31 protein-coding genes and 5 pseudogenes are annotated in these 21,118 nt (G+C 53.9%); 2 read left to right on the top strand and 34 right to left on the bottom strand.

All coding sequences use genetic code 11. The features are described from left to right. Positions 1-6: 6 nt before the first annotated feature. From JCM13995_RS06835 to rpsJ, 31 genes and pseudogenes are all read right to left on the bottom strand, one after another. Complete coding sequence (locus JCM13995_RS06835) at positions 7-810, bottom strand: energy-coupling factor ABC transporter ATP-binding protein (RefSeq protein WP_054663890.1); 804 nt, start codon at positions 808-810, stop codon at positions 7-9. A 150-nt stretch (positions 811-960) separates the two neighbouring features. Then, positions 961-2,145, bottom strand: coding sequence for an MFS transporter (locus JCM13995_RS06830; protein WP_054663888.1), 1,185 nt, complete (start codon positions 2,143-2,145; stop codon positions 961-963). A gap of 320 nt (positions 2,146-2,465) precedes the next feature. Continuing rightward, a complete protein-coding gene (gene rplQ / locus JCM13995_RS06825; RefSeq protein WP_054663885.1) occupies positions 2,466-2,846 on the bottom strand; it encodes a 50S ribosomal protein L17 in 381 nt (126 codons plus the stop codon). A gap of 21 nt (positions 2,847-2,867) precedes the next feature. Continuing rightward, positions 2,868-3,805 (bottom strand): annotated as a pseudogene (locus tag JCM13995_RS06820) (DNA-directed RNA polymerase subunit alpha). 65 nt (positions 3,806-3,870) lie between these two features. Beyond that, positions 3,871-4,260 (bottom strand): 30S ribosomal protein S11, encoded by a 390-nt coding sequence (gene rpsK / locus JCM13995_RS06815; protein WP_054663879.1) that lies wholly within the window; start codon positions 4,258-4,260, stop codon positions 3,871-3,873. Positions 4,261-4,279: 19 nt separating this feature from the next. Further along, on the bottom strand, positions 4,280-4,645 hold the full coding sequence (gene rpsM, locus JCM13995_RS06810) for a 30S ribosomal protein S13 (RefSeq protein WP_054663878.1): 366 nt from the start codon (positions 4,643-4,645) through the stop codon (positions 4,280-4,282). 26 nt (positions 4,646-4,671) lie between these two features. Continuing rightward, the gene (gene rpmJ, locus JCM13995_RS13810) at positions 4,672-4,791 is read right to left on the bottom strand and encodes a 50S ribosomal protein L36 (protein WP_082397753.1); all 120 of its coding nucleotides are present in this window, start codon (positions 4,789-4,791) and stop codon (positions 4,672-4,674) included. Between the two features lie 85 nt (positions 4,792-4,876). After that, the gene (gene infA, locus JCM13995_RS06805) at positions 4,877-5,095 is read right to left on the bottom strand and encodes a translation initiation factor IF-1 (RefSeq protein WP_054663875.1); all 219 of its coding nucleotides are present in this window, start codon (positions 5,093-5,095) and stop codon (positions 4,877-4,879) included. 141 nt (positions 5,096-5,236) lie between these two features. Further along, positions 5,237-5,874, bottom strand: a pseudogene (locus tag JCM13995_RS06800) (adenylate kinase); the annotation flags it as partial. A 9-nt stretch (positions 5,875-5,883) separates the two neighbouring features. Then, positions 5,884-7,197, bottom strand: a complete 1,314-nt coding sequence (secY, locus tag JCM13995_RS06795; protein ID WP_054663872.1) for a preprotein translocase subunit SecY — start codon at positions 7,195-7,197, stop codon at positions 5,884-5,886. Continuing rightward, on the bottom strand, positions 7,197-7,637 hold the full coding sequence (rplO, locus tag JCM13995_RS06790) for a 50S ribosomal protein L15 (RefSeq protein ID WP_054663869.1): 441 nt from the start codon (positions 7,635-7,637) through the stop codon (positions 7,197-7,199). The genes secY and rplO overlap by 1 nt, the downstream gene beginning before the upstream one ends. A 30-nt stretch (positions 7,638-7,667) precedes the next feature. After that, the gene (gene rpmD / locus JCM13995_RS06785) at positions 7,668-7,853 is read right to left on the bottom strand and encodes a 50S ribosomal protein L30 (RefSeq protein ID WP_054663864.1); all 186 of its coding nucleotides are present in this window, start codon (positions 7,851-7,853) and stop codon (positions 7,668-7,670) included. A gap of 11 nt (positions 7,854-7,864) precedes the next feature. Then, complete coding sequence (rpsE, locus tag JCM13995_RS06780; RefSeq protein ID WP_054663861.1) at positions 7,865-8,374, bottom strand: 30S ribosomal protein S5; 510 nt, start codon at positions 8,372-8,374, stop codon at positions 7,865-7,867. Positions 8,375-8,397: 23 nt separating this feature from the next. Then, positions 8,398-8,757 (bottom strand): 50S ribosomal protein L18, encoded by a 360-nt coding sequence (gene rplR, locus JCM13995_RS06775; RefSeq protein ID WP_125584629.1) that lies wholly within the window; start codon positions 8,755-8,757, stop codon positions 8,398-8,400. 129 nt (positions 8,758-8,886) lie between these two features. After that, positions 8,887-9,417, bottom strand: a complete 531-nt coding sequence (rplF, locus tag JCM13995_RS06770) for a 50S ribosomal protein L6 (RefSeq protein WP_054663855.1) — start codon at positions 9,415-9,417, stop codon at positions 8,887-8,889. Positions 9,418-9,447: 30 nt separating this feature from the next. Further along, a complete protein-coding gene (gene rpsH / locus JCM13995_RS06765) occupies positions 9,448-9,846 on the bottom strand; it encodes a 30S ribosomal protein S8 (protein WP_054663852.1) in 399 nt (132 codons plus the stop codon). A 30-nt stretch (positions 9,847-9,876) separates the two neighbouring features. Further along, positions 9,877-10,062: a type Z 30S ribosomal protein S14 gene (locus JCM13995_RS13805; RefSeq protein WP_054717680.1), complete on the bottom strand. Its 186-nt coding sequence runs from the start codon at positions 10,060-10,062 to the stop codon at positions 9,877-9,879. A 13-nt stretch (positions 10,063-10,075) separates the two neighbouring features. Then, complete coding sequence (rplE, locus tag JCM13995_RS06760) at positions 10,076-10,618, bottom strand: 50S ribosomal protein L5 (protein WP_054663849.1); 543 nt, start codon at positions 10,616-10,618, stop codon at positions 10,076-10,078. Between the two features lie 6 nt (positions 10,619-10,624). Beyond that, complete coding sequence (gene rplX, locus JCM13995_RS06755) at positions 10,625-10,972, bottom strand: 50S ribosomal protein L24 (protein WP_054663846.1); 348 nt, start codon at positions 10,970-10,972, stop codon at positions 10,625-10,627. A 27-nt stretch (positions 10,973-10,999) separates the two neighbouring features. Then, entirely contained in the window at positions 11,000-11,368 is a 369-nt protein-coding gene (gene rplN / locus JCM13995_RS06750) for a 50S ribosomal protein L14 (RefSeq protein WP_054663843.1), read from the bottom strand. Positions 11,369-11,398: 30 nt separating this feature from the next. After that, on the bottom strand, positions 11,399-11,662 hold the full coding sequence (rpsQ, locus tag JCM13995_RS06745; protein ID WP_054663840.1) for a 30S ribosomal protein S17: 264 nt from the start codon (positions 11,660-11,662) through the stop codon (positions 11,399-11,401). 20 nt (positions 11,663-11,682) lie between these two features. Then, positions 11,683-11,877 (bottom strand): 50S ribosomal protein L29, encoded by a 195-nt coding sequence (gene rpmC, locus JCM13995_RS06740; protein WP_054663838.1) that lies wholly within the window; start codon positions 11,875-11,877, stop codon positions 11,683-11,685. Next, positions 11,867-12,301, bottom strand: coding sequence for a 50S ribosomal protein L16 (gene rplP, locus JCM13995_RS06735; RefSeq protein ID WP_054663835.1), 435 nt, complete (start codon positions 12,299-12,301; stop codon positions 11,867-11,869). Before rplP ends, rpmC begins: the two co-directional genes overlap by 11 nt. A gap of 3 nt (positions 12,302-12,304) precedes the next feature. Beyond that, complete coding sequence (gene rpsC / locus JCM13995_RS06730) at positions 12,305-12,967, bottom strand: 30S ribosomal protein S3 (RefSeq protein WP_054663832.1); 663 nt, start codon at positions 12,965-12,967, stop codon at positions 12,305-12,307. 2 nt (positions 12,968-12,969) lie between these two features. Beyond that, positions 12,970-13,332: a 50S ribosomal protein L22 gene (gene rplV / locus JCM13995_RS06725; RefSeq protein WP_054663830.1), complete on the bottom strand. Its 363-nt coding sequence runs from the start codon at positions 13,330-13,332 to the stop codon at positions 12,970-12,972. An 18-nt stretch (positions 13,333-13,350) separates the two neighbouring features. Then, complete coding sequence (gene rpsS, locus JCM13995_RS13800) at positions 13,351-13,728, bottom strand: 30S ribosomal protein S19 (protein WP_082397752.1); 378 nt, start codon at positions 13,726-13,728, stop codon at positions 13,351-13,353. Continuing rightward, a pseudogene (gene rplB, locus JCM13995_RS06720) lies at positions 13,673-14,511 on the bottom strand (50S ribosomal protein L2). The gene rpsS and the pseudogene rplB overlap by 56 nt, the downstream one beginning before the upstream one ends. Positions 14,512-14,537: 26 nt before the next feature. Beyond that, positions 14,538-14,826 (bottom strand): annotated as a pseudogene (gene rplW / locus JCM13995_RS06715) (50S ribosomal protein L23). After that, positions 14,826-15,449, bottom strand: coding sequence for a 50S ribosomal protein L4 (rplD, locus tag JCM13995_RS06710; protein WP_054663827.1), 624 nt, complete (start codon positions 15,447-15,449; stop codon positions 14,826-14,828). The pseudogene rplW and the gene rplD overlap by 1 nt, the downstream one beginning before the upstream one ends. A gap of 21 nt (positions 15,450-15,470) precedes the next feature. Next, a complete protein-coding gene (gene rplC / locus JCM13995_RS06705; RefSeq protein ID WP_054663824.1) occupies positions 15,471-16,106 on the bottom strand; it encodes a 50S ribosomal protein L3 in 636 nt (211 codons plus the stop codon). A gap of 25 nt (positions 16,107-16,131) precedes the next feature. After that, positions 16,132-16,440, bottom strand: a complete 309-nt coding sequence (gene rpsJ / locus JCM13995_RS06700; protein ID WP_054663821.1) for a 30S ribosomal protein S10 — start codon at positions 16,438-16,440, stop codon at positions 16,132-16,134. Between the two features lie 370 nt (positions 16,441-16,810). Here rpsJ and JCM13995_RS06695 point away from each other — a divergent pair, with 370 nt between their 5' ends. Next, the gene (locus tag JCM13995_RS06695) at positions 16,811-17,359 is read left to right on the top strand and encodes a cysteine hydrolase family protein (protein ID WP_054663818.1); all 549 of its coding nucleotides are present in this window, start codon (positions 16,811-16,813) and stop codon (positions 17,357-17,359) included. A gap of 102 nt (positions 17,360-17,461) precedes the next feature. Here the strand turns inward: JCM13995_RS06695 and fusA are convergent, their stop codons facing one another. From fusA to rpsL, 3 genes and pseudogenes are all read right to left on the bottom strand, one after another. Continuing rightward, positions 17,462-19,552: an elongation factor G gene (gene fusA / locus JCM13995_RS06690; RefSeq protein WP_054663815.1), complete on the bottom strand. Its 2,091-nt coding sequence runs from the start codon at positions 19,550-19,552 to the stop codon at positions 17,462-17,464. Positions 19,553-19,656: 104 nt separating this feature from the next. Then, on the bottom strand, positions 19,657-20,127 hold the full coding sequence (rpsG, locus tag JCM13995_RS06685; RefSeq protein ID WP_054663812.1) for a 30S ribosomal protein S7: 471 nt from the start codon (positions 20,125-20,127) through the stop codon (positions 19,657-19,659). A gap of 45 nt (positions 20,128-20,172) precedes the next feature. Then, positions 20,173-20,585, bottom strand: a pseudogene (gene rpsL / locus JCM13995_RS06680) (30S ribosomal protein S12). 246 nt (positions 20,586-20,831) lie between these two features. Between rpsL and JCM13995_RS06675 the strand changes: the two are divergent. Beyond that, positions 20,832-21,118, top strand: a 287-nt coding sequence (locus JCM13995_RS06675) for a hypothetical protein (protein ID WP_156314359.1), incomplete at its 3' end; no start/stop codon positions are given.

The following is a 21,118-nucleotide window of genomic DNA, read 5'->3' as shown; positions in this document are numbered from 1 at the left end:
GGTGCTTCACCAACCTTCCTGATCAAGATAGCGGTCCGGCATCGCGACGCCGCGGCGGCGCAAGGCCGCCTTAAGCCGCTCTGGGTACGGCACGTCCAAGCCCAGGTGCAGCAGCTCCTCGCCATGTGTGAAAATCTCGGCGGGCGTTCCCTGCTCCACGATTTCACCGTCGTTGAGCAGCACCACCCGGTCCGCAGAGGCGGCTTCATCGACGTCGTGCGTGATGGACACCACGGTCATCGCTGATTTGGCCTGCAGTTCCTGGATCAGCGCCAACACTTCCGCGCGGCCCGCGGGATCAAGCATCGAGGTGGCTTCATCAAGAATGATGATGTCTGGCCGCTGCGCAATGATCCCGGCGATGGCAACTCGCTGCTTTTGCCCACCGGACAGCCGAGCGGGCTCGCGGGTGGCAAACTGCAGCATGTTGACTTGTTCAAGCGCGTCATGCACCCGGGTCACCATTTCCGGCCGCGGCACGGCGCGATTCTCCAACCCAAAGGCGACGTCATCTTGAACCGTGGCACCGACAAACTGATTGTCGGGGTTCTGGAACACAATGCCAACCTTTTCGCGGATCTTCCAGACGTTTTCCTCCGTAAGCGGCATCCCTGCCACGGTCACCTGACCGGACCCTGGGGCAAGCAGGCCATTAATGTTCTTGGCCAGTGTACTTTTACCCGACCCGTTGTGGCCAATAATGGCGACCCACTCACCCTGCTGAATCGTCAGGCTGACGTCTTTCAGCGCCGGCTGCGCCGCATCTGGATAGCGGTAGTTCAAGTTTTGAATGTCGATTGCAACCGTCACGATTCGTCCCCCTTTGATTGACGCCACACGTTTGAAATCACGGCAGCCAATGTGGTGTTTTAAAGGCGTCACACCAGCCTGCATAACTATGATATGATAACATATTTTCTCATTGACCGCCGTGGCAAAGCCCGTGTACGTCGCCTTGGGTCACCCAAGGCGGTGCAGACGCACATCAAAGCCCCAGGCGGTTGCCACCAGTAGCAGGCCTGTCACAATAAAGACCTCGCTGATTGGAATTTGGTCCGCCAGCGGTCCGTAACCCAGCATCGCGATGGGATAAATGCCCGTTGAGAGAATCTGCCACAGGGAAAACACACGCCCCATCATGGCTGGTGCTACAGTTTCCTGAATGTAAATGGTCTGCGCCGCGGTCAGGATCGGGTAAAAGATACCAGACACAAACATGAAAAACAGGTAAAGCCAAAATGGGTCGTGCAGCCCCATGGCCGCAAACGCCAGACCGGAGCCAGCCATGCCCACCGCGATCACGCGAATTTTATCGGGCAGGTGTTGGTGGAGAGCAATGTAAAATCCGCCGAGACTGGCACCCGCCGTCCAAGCCAACTCGTTGAAGGTCAGGTTCCAGACCCCATGGCCAAACGTGCGATTGACGTACAAAGTGGACAACTGTGAGGAGGGCGCAATCAGAATAAACGCCACCACTGTGAAAAGCAGAAACGCCGTCAGCGCCGGCACCCGCCCGACGTACCGCAAGCCCCCGACGATGGCATGCCGCTCAGGGGCAGCAGTGCTCACCTTTGCGACTCGAATTGTCGCCAGCGACAGCACTGCGAGCAGTGCAGTACCGGCATCGACAATGAAGATCCAGATCATGCCCAGATCGCTGAGAATATAGCCGGCCAGCAGCGGCGAGACCAGCAGCATGGCAGACTGAACGATCTGGTTAAGGCCGTTCATCCGCGTCACCTGGTCCTTTGGCACCAGTTGCGGAAGCAGTGCGTTGGCCGCAGGTGTTTGTAGGCCATTGCCGACAGAGCGGATTGCCGAGATGGCGAGCAGCAGCCACAGCTCGTGGCTGTGCGAGAGATAAACCAGGGCCAGCGCAAACGTGGCCGCCGATACCCCACTGGCCGAGCCCATAATCAGCCAGTTGCGACGGCACCGGTCCGCCCACACCCCGGCAAACGGCGCCACCAATAAGGCTGGCAGAGCCCCTGCAAGGGACGCATACGTCATCCAGGCCCCAGAGGACGTGACCAGCGCAATGTGCCACAGGACGGCAAAGACGACCGTTGAGGAGCCAAACACAAACAAGTTCGCACTGAACAGATAAGCGGCTGCCCCGTACTGCCATTTCCCTGGTCGAATCATATCACCGCCTCCTTCGATGCCCTTTATTTTGCCGTTCTTCACGGCAAATTTCAAACGCCTTACCTGCGTACCACAAAACCCCTGGCCACTGTGGTCAGGGGTTTTCCTAGCAATGAAAACACAAAAAAATCATTTGAGATGGAGACACCGGTTGCCCGATGCTCTCAAGCTAGACTCGGCAAAGCCTGACGGCCTCAGGGCCAAAGCCCCTACCAAGATGGCAGCCAACATCGTAACGCTCCATCGATCAAATGATCAAAGTGAAACGGCCACAGGGGTCGCTTCGGTTTTAGATTTTTTTGAATTGGTAAAGCCTAAGCTTAGACCAGTTCGATGATAACCATTTGTGCTGCGTCACCGCGGCGCTGGTTGGTCTTCAAGGTGCGGGTGTAACCGCCGTTGCGTTCTGCGTAGCGTGGGGCTACATCAGCGAACAACTTCTGCAAAGCGGACTGAACGACAACGGTGTCGCCATCCTCCTTAACGTCAGCAATCGTGTTCCGCAGGTATGCTGCAGCCTGACGACGCGCGTGCAGGTCGCCGCGCTTACCGAGCGTGATCATCTTGTCAACGGTAGAACGAATTTCCTTGGCACGGGCTTCGGTCGTCGTGATTCGTTCCTTGACAATCAAGTCGGTGGTCAAGTCGCGCAGCAGCGCTTTACGCTGAGAACTGGTGCGCCCTAATTTCCGGTAGCTCATGGATTGGCCTCCTTTTAAGTATTAATCTTCCTTACGTAGCTTAAGCCGAGATCAGACAGCTTGTTTTTAACTTCTTCAAGCGACTTGCGGCCCAGGTTGCGGACCTTCATCATATCGGCTTCGGTCTTGTTGGTCAGCTCTTGAACCGTGTTGATGCCAGCACGCTTCAAGCAGTTGTAGGAACGAACGGACAAGTCGAGCTCTTCGATGGTCATCTCGAGCATCTTTTCCTTGTGAGTTTCTTCCTTTTCGACCATGATCTCTGCATTCTTTGCCGAATCAGTGAGATTGACAAAAATGTCGAGGTGTTCCGTCAGGATCTTAGCGGCCAAGCTGATGGCTTCGCGCGGTGAGATCGAGCCGTTGGTCCAAACGTCCAGCGTCAACTTGTCGAAGTCATTACGCCGGCCGACACGGGTGCTTTCAACCTGATAATTGACCCGACTGATCGGGGTAAAAATCGAGTCGATCGGCAGCACGCCGATTGGCATGTTTTCGGTCTTGTTCTGATCCGCAGCCACGTAGCCGCGACCGGTGCGAACGGTCATGCGGACATGGAAGTGACCCCCCTCAGCAACAGTGCAAATGTACTGTTCGGGGTTCAATACCTCAACATCAGCATCAGTGACGATGTCGGCGGCGGTCACAGTGGCCGGCCCGTCGACGTCGATCTCGACGGTCTTATCTTCATCCGAATGCATCTTCAAAGCGAGCTTCTTGATGTTCAGGATGATTTGGGTCACGTCTTCCAACACCCCGTCGATTGTGCTGAACTCATGCAGCACACCATCGATCTGGATGTTAGAAACCGCAGCACCAGGCAAGGACGACAACAAGATCCGGCGGAGCGAATTGCCCAGCGTAGTCCCGTAGCCGCGTTCAAGTGGCTCAACCACAAACTTGCCGTAGTTGGTGCTTTCGTCAACCTTGGTGATGTTCGGCTTTTCAAATTCGATCATCTAGTCTGTACCCCTTTCAAAACGAGAAGTGAACGTTGCCCAAACTTGAAATGGTGGGGTAACAATTATACACGACGACGCTTTGGAGGACGAGAACCGTTATGCGGCACTGGGGTCACGTCGCGAATCGCGGTCACTTCAAGACCTGTTGCTTGAAGGGAACGGATCGCAGCTTCACGGCCGGAACCTGGGCCCTTAACGGCAACTTCAACAGACTTCATGCCGTGCTCCATCGATTCCTTTGCAGCGGCTTCAGCGGCCATCTGCGCAGCGTAAGGCGTGGACTTACGGGAACCCTTGAACCCAAGGACACCGGCGGAAGACCAAGCGATCGCGTTACCGCGCGGGTCGGTGATCATGACCAACGTGTTGTTGAACGTGGAGTGAATGTGCGCAACGCCGGCTTCAACGTTCTTACGAACACGGCGCTTGCGAGTGGTTTTTCTAACTGCCATCGAATTTAACCTCCTTTATTTATTTCTTCTTACCGGCAATGGAAACTCTCTTCCCCTTGCGAGTACGTGCGTTGTTCTTCGTGTTCTGACCGCGAACAGGCAGACCACGACGGTGACGCATGCCACGGTATGAACCGATTTCCTGAAGCCGCTTGATGTTCAGGCTGACTTCACGGCGCAGATCGCCTTCAACTTTTACGTTGTCGACGGCTGCACGGATCTTGTCCTCCTGGTCAGGGGTCAGGTCTTCTTCGCGGACGTTCTCTGGAACGCCAGCTTCTTTCAGGATCTTCTTGGCGGTCGTGTTGCCGATCCCAAAAATGTAGGTCAGCGCGATGACGATTTGCTTGCCGCGGGGCAAGTCAACACCTGCGATACGAGCCATATGATGACACCTCCTAATTTAGTGAATTATGAACCTTGGCGTTGCTTATGCTTTGGGTTTGCAGAGCAGATGATCATGACGCGGCCATGCCGGCGTACGACCTTGCAGTGCTCGCACATCTTTTTAACAGATGGACGTACTTTCATGATTGATTAGCCTCCTCTTGGAAAACGCAGAAAACTGCGCTCTGGTCTGGCAATTCGCTGCAGCCGAATAAACCGGCTGAACGTTTTACTTGAAACGGTACGTGATCCGGCCCTTGGTCAGATCGTATGGAGACAATTCAACGGTGACCTTGTCCCCAGGCAGGATGCGGATGTAGTGCATCCGGATCTTGCCAGAGACATGGGCCAGGATCGTTGCCCCGTTTTCAAGTTCGACTTTGAACATCGCGTTCGGTAACGTATCGACCACGGTGCCCTGGATCTCGATCACATCGTCTTTTGCCACGAAATAAATTCCTCCTAATTGTCTGGATCACACGCGAAAATGCGGTGAGGGCAGGCCCTCAGCGCATACCGCGACATTGTAACATAAATCGACCCGTTTGAAAACAGTCAGGCCGTGGCGACAGGCTAGTTGAGTTTTTTTCAAGACCGCTTGGACGTCAGCGAAAACCAGGTCAATGTCCTGATCCCCGTTAACGGTAAAGAGCAGGCCACGCTTTTGATAAAAGTCGATCAGAGGCGTGTTCTCCTCAATGTTGACCTTCAGGCGATTTTTCACCGTTGCCGGCTTGTCGTCATCGCGCTGGAAGAACTCGTGGCCGCCACAGCGGTCGCAAGTGCCCGGCACTTTGGTCGGATTGTACAGCTTGTGGTAAGTCGCCCCGCAGTTCTTGCAGATGTAACGGCCTGACAGCCGCTCTACCAGCACTGCCGGTTTAACGTCGATGTTGATGACCGCGTTAAGCGGCTTGTTCAAGTCCTTGGTGATTGTTTCAAGCGCTTCGGCCTGAGCCAGTGTGCGCGGGAACCCATCGAGCATGAAGCCTGATCAGTATCCTTTTGCGCGAGCCGCTCTTTCACCATGCCTTCAACGACCGTGTCTGGAACCAGCTGGCCTTGGTCGATAAACCCTTTGGCCTGCTTGCCCATCTCGGTACCGTTGGCCATCGCTTCGCGAAACATGTCCCCAGTGCTGATGTGGGCAATGGGATACGCATCTTCGATCCGCTCCGCCTGAGTCCCCTTACCAGCGCCTGGCAGTCCCATTAAAATGAGATTCATCGTATCCTCCTAATTCTTCACGAGGTCGTCGCGGATAAACCCGACGTACTCGCGCTTCATCAGTAATCCATCGAGCTGGCGAACCAGTTCGATCGCCGTCATGACCACGATCAGCAGGCTAGTGCCGCCGAGGCCGATACTTTGAGGCAAGCCCCAAAGATTAGCGGCCAGTTGCGGCAGCAGTGCGACAAAGCCGAGGAACAACGCCCCGACCGTCGACAGCCGCATCAGCACGCGAGAAAGGTACTTTTCAGTTTCCTTCCCCGGCCAGACTCCTGGAATATAGGACCCTTGCTTGGTCAGATTCTCCTGCACTTTTTCCGGGTTAACCTGGACGAAAGCATAGAAGAACGTGAACAGCACAATCAGGATCGTATAGATGATGACGCCTGGTGTACTTTGCATGTTGAAGATGTTAGTCATTGTCGTGTACCAGCCTTGGCCTTGGAACCTTTTGGCAAATGCCATCAGGATCGTTTGCGGCGTAATGATGAACGAGCTGGCAAAAATGACAGGAATCACGCCGGCGACGTTGACCTTCAGCGGCAGGTAGCTTTCACTACCTGACGCGGCCACGCGCCGAGTGTATTGAATCGGAATTTTACGGTTGGCTTGCTGCACCCAAGTGACAAAGGTGACCACAAGCAGAACGACAATGGCGAGGGCGACGAGGAACAAGATCCCCTGCCACCGGTCAGCAGCCGAGTTGTTCGTGATGTTGTCCTTCCACAAGGACGCCAGCCCACTAGGCAGGCGGGCAATGATCCCCGCAAAGATGATCATTGAAACCCCGTTGCCGATCCCTTTGTCCGTGATCTGTTCCCCCATCCAGGTCAGGAGCATGGTGCCCCCGGTCAGGATGATGCCAATCACGATGTAGGTTTGAATGGTCGGGTTAGCGACCAAGCCAAGCGCGGAAAGCTGCTGGAACCCAGCAGTAATGCCGACAGCCTGGAAGAAGCCGAGGAAAATGGTTAAGTACCGGGTGACTTGGTTCAGCTTACGCCGCCCCACTTCACCTTGCTTACCCCACTCCACGAACTTCGGGACAATGTCCGTCTGCAAGAGCTGAACGACAATTTGCGCCGTGATGTACGGAGAGACCCCCATTGAGAAGATCGAATAGTTGGCCAGCCCGCCACCGGAAACGGTGTCGAGCAGAGAGATCAAGCCGGTCGATCCGACCTGCGTCAAGGCCTTAGCATTAACGCCAGGCACTGTGATCTGCGCCCCTAGTCGATAAACCAGCAAAACGCCCAAGGTGAAGAGAATCTTGTTGCGGATATCCTTAACCTTAAATGCGTTAACGAGGGTTTTCAGCATTAGATCACCTCAAGCGAACCGCCTGCTGCTTCAACTGCGCTCTTGGCAGTTTCGGAAGCCTTGTTAACTTTAACGGTCAGCTTCTTGTCAAGCTTACCGTTACCCAACAGCTTAATGCCGTCTTTTTCATTCTTGACCAGGCCGGTTTCAACCAACAGCGTTGGTGTGACTTCCGTGCCTTCGTCAAACCGGTTAAGGTCTTCAACGTTCACGATGGCAAAGACTTTGCGGTTGATGTTCTTGAAACCGCGTTTTGGCATCCGCCGGAACAGTGGCATCTGGCCACCTTCGAACCCTAGACGAGTCTTGCCGCCCTGACGAGCCAATTGGCCCTTAGTCCCTTTGCCGGCAGTTTTACCATAGCCGCTGGAAGTTCCGCGGCCAACACGCTTCCGTGCTTGACGCGCACCGTCATTTGGCTTTAATTCGTGTAACTTCATTCGTGTGGCACCTCCTTTTTGCGTAATGGTTTAATCCTTGACTTCTTCAACGGAAACCAAGTGGGAGATCTGGAAGATCGCACCGCGTGTTGCATCGTTGTCAGGCTTGACGACTGAGCTGTTGACACGGCCCAGACCCAATTCCTTGACAATCTTGCGTTGCTTTGGCAACCGGTGAGCAGCACTGCGGGTCAATGTAATTTTTAATTGCGCCATGATGTGCCCTCCTAGTTTTGTTCTTGCAAGTGCGATACAGAGACGCCGCGGAGTTCAGCCACTTCCTGAACGGTTTTAAGCTGAGTCAGGGCGTCCATTGTCGCGCGGATCATGTTGATTGGCGTGTTACGGCCAAGGGACTTGCTGGTCACGTCTGAGATCCCAGCGAGTTCCATGACGGCACGAACGGCGCCGCCGGCAGCAACCCCGGACCCTTCAACGGCTGGCTTAAGCAGAACTTCGCCGGCGCCGAAGTGACCGATCGCTTCGTGAGGAATCGTGGTGCCAACAATCGGCACTTCAATCAGGTTCTTCTTGGCGTCTTCGACCGCTTTGCGGATCGCTTCTGGCACTTCTTGGGCCTTACCGGTCCCGAAGCCGACGTGACCGTGCTTGTCACCGACAATCGCGATACTTGCAAAACGCAGGCGGCGACCACCTTTGACAACTTTGGTGACACGGTTGATCGATACGACGCGATCTTCCAAGTCGAGTTGGTTTGGATCAATGTATGATGCCATGGATTGGTTTTCCTCCTTCTTTGTTAGAATTCAAGGCCGTTTTCGCGAGCCGCTTCAGCGAGCGCCTGCACGCGACCATGATAGAGGTAACCACCACGGTCAAAGACCACTACTTTGTGACCAGCAGCAACGGCGCGCTTGGCAACCAATTCGCCAACCTGCTTTGCCTGCTCGGTCTTGTTTGCGTCATCAGATACTTCTTTATCGAGAGTGGAGGCACTTGCTAGCGTCACACCCGCTACGTCATCAATTAATTGCGCGTAGATGTTTTTATTTGAACGGAAAATGTTCAAGCGTGGGCGCTCGCTCGTACCAGAAATCTTACCCCGGACGCGTGCGTGACGCCGTTGCCGGGTCTTGTTTTTATCTGGCTTGGAAATCACAATGTTCACTCCTTTGATTAGCTGCTTGAGGCGGTGATGGACAACGCTGCCGCAATCAGTGGCAGGCGCAGTGACGCGGCCCCAGGCGCATAGACACGGGCGATAATCGCCCCTAAATTCAGCGTAAGACTACTTACCAGTCTTACCTTCCTTACGCCGAACATACTCATCGACGTAACGGATCCCTTTGCCTTTGTATGGCTCTGGGGAACGGACCGCACGAATTTCGGCAGCCCACTGACCCACGACCTGCTTAGAGATCCCGGAAACCGTAATCTCGGTGTTGCTAGGCACATCGAAGTCGATTCCTGCTGGTGGGGTCATCTCAACTGGGTGAGAGTAACCGACGTTCAGAACCAGCTTGTTGCCTTGCTTCTGAGCACGGTAGCCGACACCGACCAACTTCATGTTCTTCTTGAAGCCCTCGGTAACACCGACGATCATGTTGTTCAGGTTAGCACGGGTCGTGCCGTGCAGCGCCTTGAACGAATCATCAGGACGGTCGAACTTGATTTCGTTGCCGTCTTGCGTCATGGAAATTTCTGGGGCGAAGTGGCGAGTCATCTCACCCTTCGGGCCCTTCACGGTGATGTTTTCGCCGTCAACGGTGACTGTGACGCCAGCCGGCACGGTGATTGCTTTATAACCAATACGACTCACTTGGAGGCACCTCCTTTTTAAAGTTTTATCTTACCAAACGTAGGCGAGTACTTCGCCGCCAACGTTCTTCGCGCGCGCTTCCTTGTCGGTGATAACACCTTCAGGAGTGGAGAGAATGGCGATGCCCAGGCCGTTCAGGACCTTCGGGACAGCGTCAGCCTTCACGTAGGAGCGCAGGCCAGGCTTAGAGATGCGCTTCAAGCCAGAAATGACGCGTTCGTTGTTCTTCCCGTACTTCAGGAACAAACGAATAACGCCCTGCTTGTCATCCTCGATCACTTCGTAATCACGGATGAAGCCTTCTTGCTTGAGGATCTCGGAAATGTTGATTTTCATCTTAGATGCAGGTACGACCAGAGATTCGTGACGCACCATGTTGGCGTTGCGAATGCGGGTCAAGTAATCTGCGATTGGATCGGTCAAGACCATTGATTTAACCTCCTTTGACTGGGTTTCGGTTTACCAGCTAGCTTTGCGCATACCAGGAATTTGACCGGCATGAGCTAATTCACGAAGGCAAATCCGGCAGAGTTTGAACTTACGGTAAACAGAGTGCGGACGACCACAACGTTGGCAGCGTGTGTATTCTTGCACTGCGAACTTTGCAGGCCGGTTGTTTTTCACGATCATCGACTTCTTAGCCAAGTGTGACCCTCCTTTATTTAGCGAAAGGCATGCCGAGCTGCTTCAGCAGTTCGAGGCCTTCCTCGTCAGTATTTGCAGTAGTGACAATAACGACGTCCAGGCCACGAACACGGTTGACCTGATCGTAATCAATTTCAGGGAAGATCAGTTGTTCCTTCAAGCCCAGGGTGTAATTGCCCCGGCCGTCGAAGGACTTAGGAGAGATCCCATGAAAGTCACGAACACGTGGCAGGGAGACATTGATCAGCTTGTCGAGGAAGTCATACATGCGTTCGCCGCGCAGGGTGACCTTCGCGCCAATCGACATGCCTTCACGCAGGCGGAAGTTCGCAATGCTCTTCTTCGCCTTAGTGATCAGCGGTTGTTGGCCAGAGATCTGAGCCATTTCGGCAACGGCTTCATCCATGAGCTTGGCGTTCTGAGTCGCATCGCCAACCCCCATGTTTAAAACGATCTTCTCAACGTGCGGGGTCTGCATCGGGCTCTTGTAATTGAACTTTTCAATCAGCGCCGGTGCGATCTCTTTGTTAAAACGTTCTTGTAAACGATTTGCCATCTGGGATTAGTCCTCCTTCCCGTCAGTTTTTGCAGGAGCAGCAGCGGTTGTCAGTTCCTTGCCAGATTTCTTGGCAATACGTGACTTCTTGCCGTCCTTGATTTCAAAGCCAACGCGCGTTGGCTTGTTAGATTCTGGATCCAGCAGCATTACGTTAGAAACGGCAATGGCTGCTTCCTTGTCCACGATCCCGCCTTGCGGGTTCGCGTTGTTAGGCTTTTGGTGTTTCTTGATCATGTTGACGCCTTCGACGATGACCTTGTCTGCCTTAAGCAGCACCTTGGTTACCGTACCTTCTTTGCCGGCGTCTTTACCACGCATGACCCGAACTTTATCACCAGTCTTGATTTTCATGTCGCACCTCCTATTTGGTCAGAATGATTAAAGGACTTCAGGCGCTAAGGAAACGATCTTCATGAAATCGCCGTCACGCAGTTCGCGTGCGACTGGTCCAAAGATACGAGTCCCCCGTGGGCTCTTGTCCGCGTTAATGATGACCGCGGCGTTTTCGTCGAACTTGATGTAAGATCCATCAGTACGGCGGGCACCCGACTTGGTGCGCACGATGACGGCCTTGACCACATCGTGGGCTTTGACAACGCCACCTGGTGTAGCCTGTTTTACAGTTGCCACAACGACGTCGCCGATGTTCCCAGTCTTACGGTATGAACCGCCAAGCACTTTGATCACCAGCAACTCGCGGGCACCAGAGTTGTCAGCGACTTTAAGACGACTTTCTTGTTGAATCACGGGTTGGTCCTCCTTTCAAACGTATTTAAATTAAATACGAACTGCCTTTTCGACCACGTTCAATAAACGGAAACGCTTGTTGCGAGACATCGGACGAGTTTCCATGATCTGAACCAGATCGCCGACTTTTGCGACATTTTCTTCATCATGTGCATAGTACTTCTTTGAGTACTTCACACGCTTGCCGTATACCGGGTGCGTCTTCGTCGTGTTGACTTGGACGGTGATCGTCTTGTCCATTTTGTCAGAAACAACACGGCCTTGATAAACTTTACGAGAATTACGTTCTGCCAAGGTGATAGTCTCCTTTCCGTTTATTTCTTCAGTGATTGCTGACGCAGGACCGTTTTGATCCGCGCAATGTTCTTGCGCACTTGCTTCAGCCGAGCAGTGTTCTCCATTTGGCCAGTCGCCTGCTGAAAACGCAGGTTGAATAGCTCTTCTTTATACTGCTTTTCTTTGTCGAGCATTTCCTCTGTGGTTAATGCAGCGATCTCTTTAGCCTTCATTAGATTGCTCAGCTCCTTCCGAACGAGAAATGATCTTGGTGCGGATTGGAAGCTTGTTGGAAGCGAGGCGCAGTGCTTCTTTAGCAACGGCTTCAGGCACGCCGCCGACTTCAAACATCACTTTTTCGCGCTTAACGACTGCGACCCAGCCGGATGGCGCGCCTTTCCCGTTACCCATACGAACCCCAACACCTTTAGAAGTGTAGGACTTCTGAGGGAAGATCTTGATCCAAACTTTCCCGCCACGCTTCATGTAACGGGTCATAGCAACACGGGCAGCTTCGATCTGACGGTTAGAAATCCAGTGGGATTCCAAAGCCTGCAGGCCGTAATCGCCGAAGTCGACGTTCTTGCCGCCTTTAGCTGCGCCACGCATCTTGCCGCGGAATTCGCGACGGTGCTTTACACGCTTAGGTACTAACATGGGTTACTTTCCTCCCTTCGCGGTTGGCCGGTTTGGCTTATCCGGCAAAATTTCACCGCGGTAGATCCAGGTCTTGATCCCGATCTGACCGTAAGTGGTGCGTGCTTCTTCCCAGGCGTAGTCAATATCAGCGCGCAGGGTGTGCAGCGGCACAGTGCCTTCGGCGTAGTGCTCACGACGAGCCATATCGCCACCGTTCAAACGACCAGCAGCCTGCGTCTTGATGCCTTTGGCACCCGCACGCATTGTCCGCTGCATCGCTTGCTTCATCGCGCGACGGAAGGCAACCCGCTGCTCAAGCTGAGCGGCGATGCTTTCGCCTACCAGCTTGGCATCCAGGTCAGGCTTCTTGATCTCGACGATGTTAATGTGAACCTTGCGACCAGTAAGATCGTTCAGCTGCTTGCGCAGGCTTTCGACCTGAGCGCCGCCCTTGCCGATTACCATGCCCGGCTTGGCGGTGTGAATCGAAATGTTCACACGGTTTGCGGCCCGTTCGATTTCGATAGTCGAAACGGAAGCGTCCGCAAGCTTTTTGTTAATGTAGTTCCGGATCTTGATGTCTTCGTGCAGGTAAGTGGCAAAGTCTTTTTCAGCGTACCACTTGGATTCCCAGTCACGAATGACGCCAACACGGAAACCGATTGGATTAATTTTCTGACCCACGCTTAACCCTCCTTTGTGGCTTTCTCAGCGACGGTCACGGTAATGTGACTCGTACGCTTGTTGATAGGTGATGCAGAACCCTTGGCCCGAGGACGGAACCGCTTCAGGGTCGGGCCTTCATTAACGAAGGCTTCCTTGACGTAAAGGTTCTGGGCATCAAGGTCAAAGTTGTGTTCTGCGTTCGCGATGGCGGACTTCAGAACTTTGGAAATGATTGGAGAGCCCGCGCGCGGCGTGAAGTCCAAAATGGCAATAGCTTCCGCAACGTCGCGGCCGCGGATCAGATCGATCACTAGGCGCGCCTTGCGAGCCGCGATTCGAACTGTATTAGCCGTCGCCGTAGCAGACGTGATTTCTTCAGCCATGAATCATGTGCTCCTTTCTTAGCGTGCTACTGTTTTCTTGTCGTCCTTGGCGTGACCATGGAAGGTCCGTGTCGGAACGAACTCACCCAGCTTGTGACCGACCATATCTTCAGAAATGTAAACTGGGACGTGCTTGCGACCATCGTAAACAGCGATGGTGAACCCGATGAAACTCGGGTAAATGGTGGAACGACGAGACCAGGTCTTGATGACCGTCTTCTTATCGTTATCCTTTTGCGCATCGATCTTTTTCAGTAGATGTGCATCGGCGAACGGTCCTTTTTTTAAGACTGCGACCCATTGTGTGACCTCCTTTATTCGGTGTAATTCAAAGTTAAAATTACTTGTTCTTGCGGTGACGCACGATGAACTTCTCGGACTTAGCCTTGTGATCACGCGTCTTCTTACCCAAGGTCTTCTTGCCCCATGGGGAAAGAGGTGATGGGCGGCCGATAGGTGCCTTACCTTCACCACCACCATGAGGGTGATCGTTCGGTTCATAACTGACCCACGGACGGTTGAACGGAAGCCCAACCAGCGCTTGCGGCCAGCCTTACCAATAGTGATCAGTTCGTGTTGCTCGTTGCCGACAGCGCCGATTGTGGCCCGGTTGACCGCGAGGATCATGCGAACTTCACCGGAAGCCAGGCGAACCGTGACGTACTTGCCGTCATCGTTCTTACCAAGCAGCTGAGCAGAAGCCCCAGCGGAACGGGCCAGTTGGCCGCCCTTGCCGGGCTTCAGTTCAACGTTGTGGATCGTCGTCCCATCAGGGATGTTCTTCAGCGGCATCGCGTTGCCTGGTTTGATATCAGCTGTCTCACCGGAAACGATCTTGTCGCCGACCTTCAGGCCCTTAGGCGCAAGGATGTAGGACTTAACCCCATCTTCGTAGTGAAGCAGTGCAATGTTTGCGGTACGGTTCGGGTCGTATTCGATCGCCTTTACGGTTGCGACTACGCCATCCTTGTTCCGCTTGAAGTCGATTGTGCGGTAATACTGCTTGTGGCCGCCGCCGCGGTGACGCACGGTGATGTGGCCCTGCGCGTTACGACCGGCAGTGTGGCTTTGACTTTCAAGCAGCGTCTTTTCCGGCTTGGTCTTGGTGATCTCAGCGAAGTCTGAGCCAGACATGTTTCGCCGGCCGTTTGACGTTGGTTTGTATTTAATGATGCCCACGCTTGTTTCCTCCTATCTAAAAGTTTTTAGTCTTCAAAGATCTTGATGTCTTTAGAATCAGCGGTCAGGGTCACAACGGCCTTCCGACGCTTGCGGGTGTAGCCCACAAAGTTCCCTTGACGCTTCTTTTTTTCCGCGTACGTTCGCGATGTTGACCTTTGCGACTTGGACGTCGAAGATTTCTTCAACGGCACGACGCACAGCAGTCTTCTCGGCGTCACGAGCAACTTCGAAGGTGTACTTCTTGTTGTCCATGTCAGCCATGGTCTGCTCGGTCACGATCGGGCGCAGGATGATGTCGCGTGCTTCAGCCATTATGCCAGCACCTCCTCAATCTTTTGCAGCGCAGATTGGGTCAGGATCAGTTTGTTGTAATCCACAACATCCAATACGTTGATCCCGTCTGCGGCGATCGTCTTGACGTTCGGCAGGTTGCGTGCAGCGAGTGCTGCATTGTCATTGCCGTCTTCAAGAACGACCAGGGCTTTTTCATTGACCTTCAAAGCTGCCAAAGCAGCTGCAAAGTCCTTGGTCTTCGGCTGGTCAAATGCCAGGCCGTCAACCACGATCAGGTCCTTGTCGGCGAGCTTCTGTGCAAGCACAGACTTGATTGCCAAACGAGAAACCTTCTTGTTGATGCGGTAGCTGTATGACCGCGGGGTCGGTCCGAAGACGATCCCACCGCCACGCCACTGTGGGCTGCGGATTGAGCCCTGACGTGCACGGCCAGTCCCTTTTTGGCGCCACGGCTTCTTGCCGCCGCCAGAAACAGCGGACCGGTTCTTAACGGCGTGAGTACCTTGACGAAGGGAAGCGCGTTGCATCAGCACTGCGTCAAACACGGCGTTTTCGTTCGGTTCGATAGCCCAGATCGTATCGTTGAGATCAACGGTGCCGTTCTCTGTGCCGTCTTGCTTGAATAAAGTAACGTTTGCCATTAGTTATGTCCTCCCTTCGGTTTATTTAGCCGCTGCTTTAACAGCGGAACGGATAGTCACGAACGATTTGTTAGCACCTGGAACGTTGCCCTTGATCAGGATAACGTTGTGGTCCAGGTCGGTTGAAACAACGGTCAGGTTCTGCATGGTCCGGGTGTGATTGCCCATCCGGCCAGGCAGCTTCTTGCCCTTGAACACCTTGTTGATGATGGCGCCCAGAGAACCTGGACGACGGTGGTAACGAGAGCCATGGGCCATTGGGCCGCGGCTTTGGCCGTCCTTCTTAATGTTCCCCTGGAAACCATGTCCTTTGGAGATGCCGGTGACATCCACGATGTCGCCAGCTGCAAATTCGTCGGCTTTAACTTCGCCACCGACTTTATAATCGCTAAGCGCTACATCACGGATTTCCTTAATGAAGCGCTTAGGGGTCGTGTCCGCCTTCTTGGCGTGACCGACGCTTGGCTTGTTGCTAAGTACTTCACGCTTGTCACCGTAGCCCAGCTGAACTGCTTCGTAACCGTCTGATTCAACGGTCTTGACTTGCAGGACAACGTTAGGCGTTACATCGATGACGGTAACGGGAACGAGCTCGCCGTTCTCCGTGAACACTTGCGTCATGCCAATTTTCTTACCTAAGATTCCTTTACGTGCCATGGGTACACCTCCTAGTTCTTATAGATTATAGTTTGATTTCAATATCAACGCCGCTCGGCAAATCGAGCTTCATCAGCGCGTCCACAGTCTTGGGCGTCGGGTTAACGATATCGATCAGGCGCTTGTGTGTGCGCATTTCGAACTGTTCCCGAGAATCCTTGTACTTGTGGGGAGAACGCAGCACCGTGTAGATGGTACGTTCTGTTGGCAGAGGGATCGGGCCTGAGATCGAAGCACCAGTGCGCTTTGCGGTCTCAACGATCTTATCTGCTGATTGATCAAGAATCCGGTGTTCGTAAGCCTTGAGCCGGATCCGAATCTTCTGTTTTGCCATTGTGTAACCTCCTTCGTCTATTATCATTAGTAGACTAGCTCCGTGAAAATTTCCGTCACGCTGCCGTGGCAAAGCGGCCGGGCGTGTCGCAACCTCTCACATCCACGCTATCCTGACCCAACCATGGGCCAAAAGTGCACAGTCTGCCCTTAAGCAAACAGCACTCTTGATAGTATACAAAAAAGCCCCGCTGATAGCAAGGCCTTTCTTGGCTTTTGCGAAACTTTTTTCAACGAACAAAACTGATTACACCGGCCTTTATTCACTTCCTCGACCGCTCAGGCGCGAGGCTTTTCAATCGGATCTCCCTGTCTTGACACAGCCTACTCAACCCCGTACAGTGAAGCTAAACATTCACAGGAGGAAAAATATGCCAAAAGCGTTACTGATCATTGATTACACAAATGACTTCGTTGCCGAGACCGGGGCCCTGACTGCAGGAGCACCGGCGCAGGCCATCGCCGACCGGATCGTTGCGCTGGGCGAGCAGTTCCGCAGGGCCCAAGACTTTGTTTACCTGCCCACCGACGTGCACGTTGCCGGCGATCCGTACCACCCGGAAACCAAGCTGTTCCCGCCGCATAACATCCGCGGAAGCTGGGGCCGGCAGCTGTATGGCAGCCTTGCGCCCTGGTACGAGCAACACCAAGCCGAGCAGAACGTGACCCTATTCGATAAGACGCGTTACTCCAGCTTCGCCGGCACCCCACTTGACCTGTGGCTGCGGGAACGCAAAGTCGACGAGGTCCACCTGGTGGGCGTCTGCACCGATATCTGCGTTCTGCACACGGCGGTGGATGCCTACAACCTGAATTACCCACTGGTGATCCACCAGGACGCAGTGGCTACCTTCACCCCAGGTGGTCAGGAATGGGCGCTGAATCACTTCAAAACCGCGCTTAACGCAACGATTGCATAATAATCACCAACTGTTCCACTGAGAAGCTGGCCACTTGGTCGGCTTCTTTTTTTGCAAAAAAAGAGCCGCCATCTGCTGGCAGCTCTTCTGGCAGTGAGGCAATTAAGCCTCGCCACCGTTTTTCTTGATGATTTCGGCCTGGATCGACTTCGGCACAGCCGTGTAGTGATCGAAGGTCATTGTGAAGGTCCCACGGCCTTGGGTCGCAGAACGCAGGGTCGTCGCGTAACCGAACATCTCGGCCAGCGGCACCATGGCATTGACCAGCTGCGCATTGCCGCGCTGCTCCATACCTTCAACGCTGCCGCGGCGAGCGTTGATCTGACCCATGATGTCCCCAAGATATTCTTCAGGGGCAACGACTTCAACGTGCATGATCGGTTCCAGAATGACCGCACCGGCATCCTTGACCGCGTTGCGCAAAGCCAGGCTTGCGGCAACCTTAAATGCAGCTTCAGAGGAATCGACTTCATGGTAAGACCCGTCATAAAGCTTGGCCTTGACGTCGATCAGCGGGTAACCAGCCAGGACACCGTTCTTCATGGCATCTTTCAGGCCAGCTTCAACGGCCGGGATGTATTCACGAGGCACGACCCCACCGACGATGGCGTCTTCAAACTCGAAGCCCTTGCCTTCTTCGTTCGGGGTGAACTCGATCCAAACATCACCGTACTGGCCTTTACCACCAGACTGGCGAACGAACCGGCCCTCGGCCTGCGCCGTCTTCGTGAAGGTTTCACGATAGGCAACTTGCGGCTCACCGATCTTAGCAGCGACCTTGAATTCGCGCTTCATCCGGTCAACCATGATATCCAAGTGAAGCTCGCCCATGCCGGCAATCAGCGTTTCACCAGTTTCCGGGTTGGTCTCGGCCTTGAAGGTCGGGTCCTCTTCAGAAAGCTTTTGCAGCGCAACGTCCAGCTTATCCTGGTCTTCCTTTGAATCTGGCTCGATGGAAACCTGAATAACTGGTTCAGGCACTTCGAGGGATTCAAGGATCAGCGGGTGATCGACATCAGTCAGGGAATCACCAGTTGTGGTGTTCTTCAGGCCAATCGCAGCCGCGATATCACCAGAAAAGACTTCCGGAATTTCCTCACGGTGGTTCGAGTGCATCTGCAGCAGACGGCCAACGCGCTCACGATTGTTCTTGGACGCGTTCAGCACGTAGGAACCGGCTTCCAAGGTCCCGCTGTAGACCCGGATGTAGGTCAAACGACCAACGAACGGGTCGGTCGCGATCTTGAATGCCAAAGCGGCAAAGTTCTGATCGTCGCCGGCGCGCAGCTCAACCGGATCGCCAGTATCTGGGTCCTTGGCGTTGTATGGCTTAACGTCAAGTGGCGAAGGCAGGTAGTCGACAACCGCGTCAAGCAGCATCTGGACCCCTTTGTTCTTGAAGGCGGAACCTGCAAGGACTGGGAAGAATTCCAAGTTGATGGTGGCTTTACGAATGGCTGCTTTGATCTCATCGTTTGAGATCTCTTCGCCTTCCAGGTACTTGTCCATGATGCCGTCATCCACATCGGCAACCGCTTCGATCAAATCGGCGCGGGCAGCCTTTGCTTCCTCCAGCATGTCATCAGGAATGTCGACAACATCCCATTCAGTCCCCAGGGCATCTTCATCATAAAGGTCGGCCTTCATGGTGATCAGATCGATAACCCCTTTGAAGCTGTCTTCAGCCCCGATTGGCAGCTGAACCGCGTGGGCATTTGCGCCCAGACGATCGTGCAGCGTCTGAACAGAGTACTTAAAGTCGGCACCGATCTTGTCCATTTTGTTGACAAAAACGATCCGCGGCACACTGTAAGTTGACGCCTGACGCCAAACGTTTTCGGTCTGGGGCTCAACCCCGGACTGCCCATCAAGAACGGTGATCGCACCATCTAGCACACGCAGTGAACGCTCGACTTCCATTGTGAAGTCAACGTGCCCTGGGGTATCGATGATGTTGATCCGGTTGTCCTTCCAAAAGGCGGTCGTCGCAGCAGAAGTGATCGTGATCCCACGTTCCTGTTCCTGCGGCATCCAGTCCATTTGCGAAGCCCCATCATGGGTTTCACCAATCTTATGGATCTTACCGGTGTAATACAGAATACGTTCGGTCGTGGTCGTCTTACCGGCGTCGATGTGGGCCATGATCCCGATGTTGCGGGTCCGGTCCAGCGGAAATTCACGCTTGTTGGCCATGTGAATAGTTAACTCCTCTCAATAATGGTAACTGTCTAATTTCAAAATAATGCTGGATAAAAGAAGTGGCTACTATAGCCCAACGGATATAATAGCCGACCTTCTTACCAACGATAGTGAGCAAACGCACGGTTGGCGTCAGCCATTTTATGCGTATCTTCACGCTTCTTCACAGCAGCACCGGTGTTGTTCGCGGCGTCCATGATTTCACGTGCCAAGCGCTCGTCCATGGTGTGCTCACCGCGGGCGCGGGAGTACTGAACGATCCAGCGCAGGCCCAAGGTCGTGCGCCGGTCCGGACGAACTTCGATCGGGACTTGGTAGTTAGACCCACCGATACGGCGAGCCTTGACTTCAAGCACCGGCATAACATTCTTCATCGCTTCTTCGAAGACGTCAACTGGCTCGTTGCCAGTCTCCTTCTTGATGATGTCGAAGGCGTCGTACAGGATTGTCTGCGCCTTACCGCGCTTCCCATCGACCATCAAGTGATTGATCAAGCGAGTGACCAGCTTAGAATTGTAAACTGGATCAGGTAAAACATCGCGTTTTGTAACATTGCCTTTACGTGGCATGCTGATTGCCTCCTCTTCCTAAATACCGCACAAAGCGGATAGTGACTACTTCTTCGGACGCTTTGTACCGTACTTGGAACGGCCCTGCATACGGCCGTCAACGCCGGCGGTATCGAGAGTCCCACGGATGATGTGGTAACGGACACCAGGCAAATCCTTAACACGGCCGCCACGGATCAAGACAACCGAGTGTTCCTGCAAGTTGTGACCAATCCCTGGGATGTAGGCTGTGACCTCAATGAGGTTTGACAGACGAACACGTGCGTACTTACGCAAAGCAGAGTTTGGCTTCTTCGGTGTCATGGTGCCGACACGAGTCGCGACCCCACGCTTTTGCGGAGCTGGATTGTTGGTCAATGACTTCTTCTTGCTGTTGTAACCGAAGTTCAGGCTGGTGAGTCCGACTTCGTTACCTTACTTTTACGACCTTGGCGTACCAATTGGTTAATTGTTGGCATTCTAAGGTTCCTCCTTCCTGATTCTGACAAATATACGTTTCAAGTCCACACATCCAGGCGGTTCTTTTTTTTAAAATAAAAAAAATGGCCGGCCCAGCGGCGAAGTGGCATTTCACCAGCTCGACGTCCGGGCAACCCCGAATTGACTGGAAAAAAAAGCACCTTTGATAGTGTACTATCTCCCCCCGGAGCGTGTCAAGGATTACTCGGACCGCTTGCGAAATGTTTTCTTAGGGGGGTGAAGACATGCTGTCGCTTGTTTACCTGACCGCTGCCGGGATCTGCCTAGCGCTATCCCGCGCCTCGCGCGGCGGGTGGTTTCTGCAAATTTTTCTGCTTGGCCTGGGTGCTTTCGTCCCAGCGAACTGGCACAAGGTGTTCATTTTACTCGGGTTAGCCTACTTTGGCCAGTGGGACTTGGCAGAGCGGGCAGTTCCGGCGCGCCTTTTCGACGCCTGGTGTCTGGTCGTCGCGATTGGGACGCCCCATCCGCACTGGGCGGTGGCCGCCGCGTGGCTGATCACCCTGGGGGC

This window comes from Lacticaseibacillus camelliae DSM 22697 = JCM 13995 (genome assembly GCF_001311195.1).
Taxonomy (GTDB): domain Bacteria; phylum Bacillota; class Bacilli; order Lactobacillales; family Lactobacillaceae; genus Lacticaseibacillus; species Lacticaseibacillus camelliae.
The sequence above is the reverse complement of the archived record's forward strand: the minus strand, read 5'-3'. Positions and strand labels throughout refer to the sequence as shown.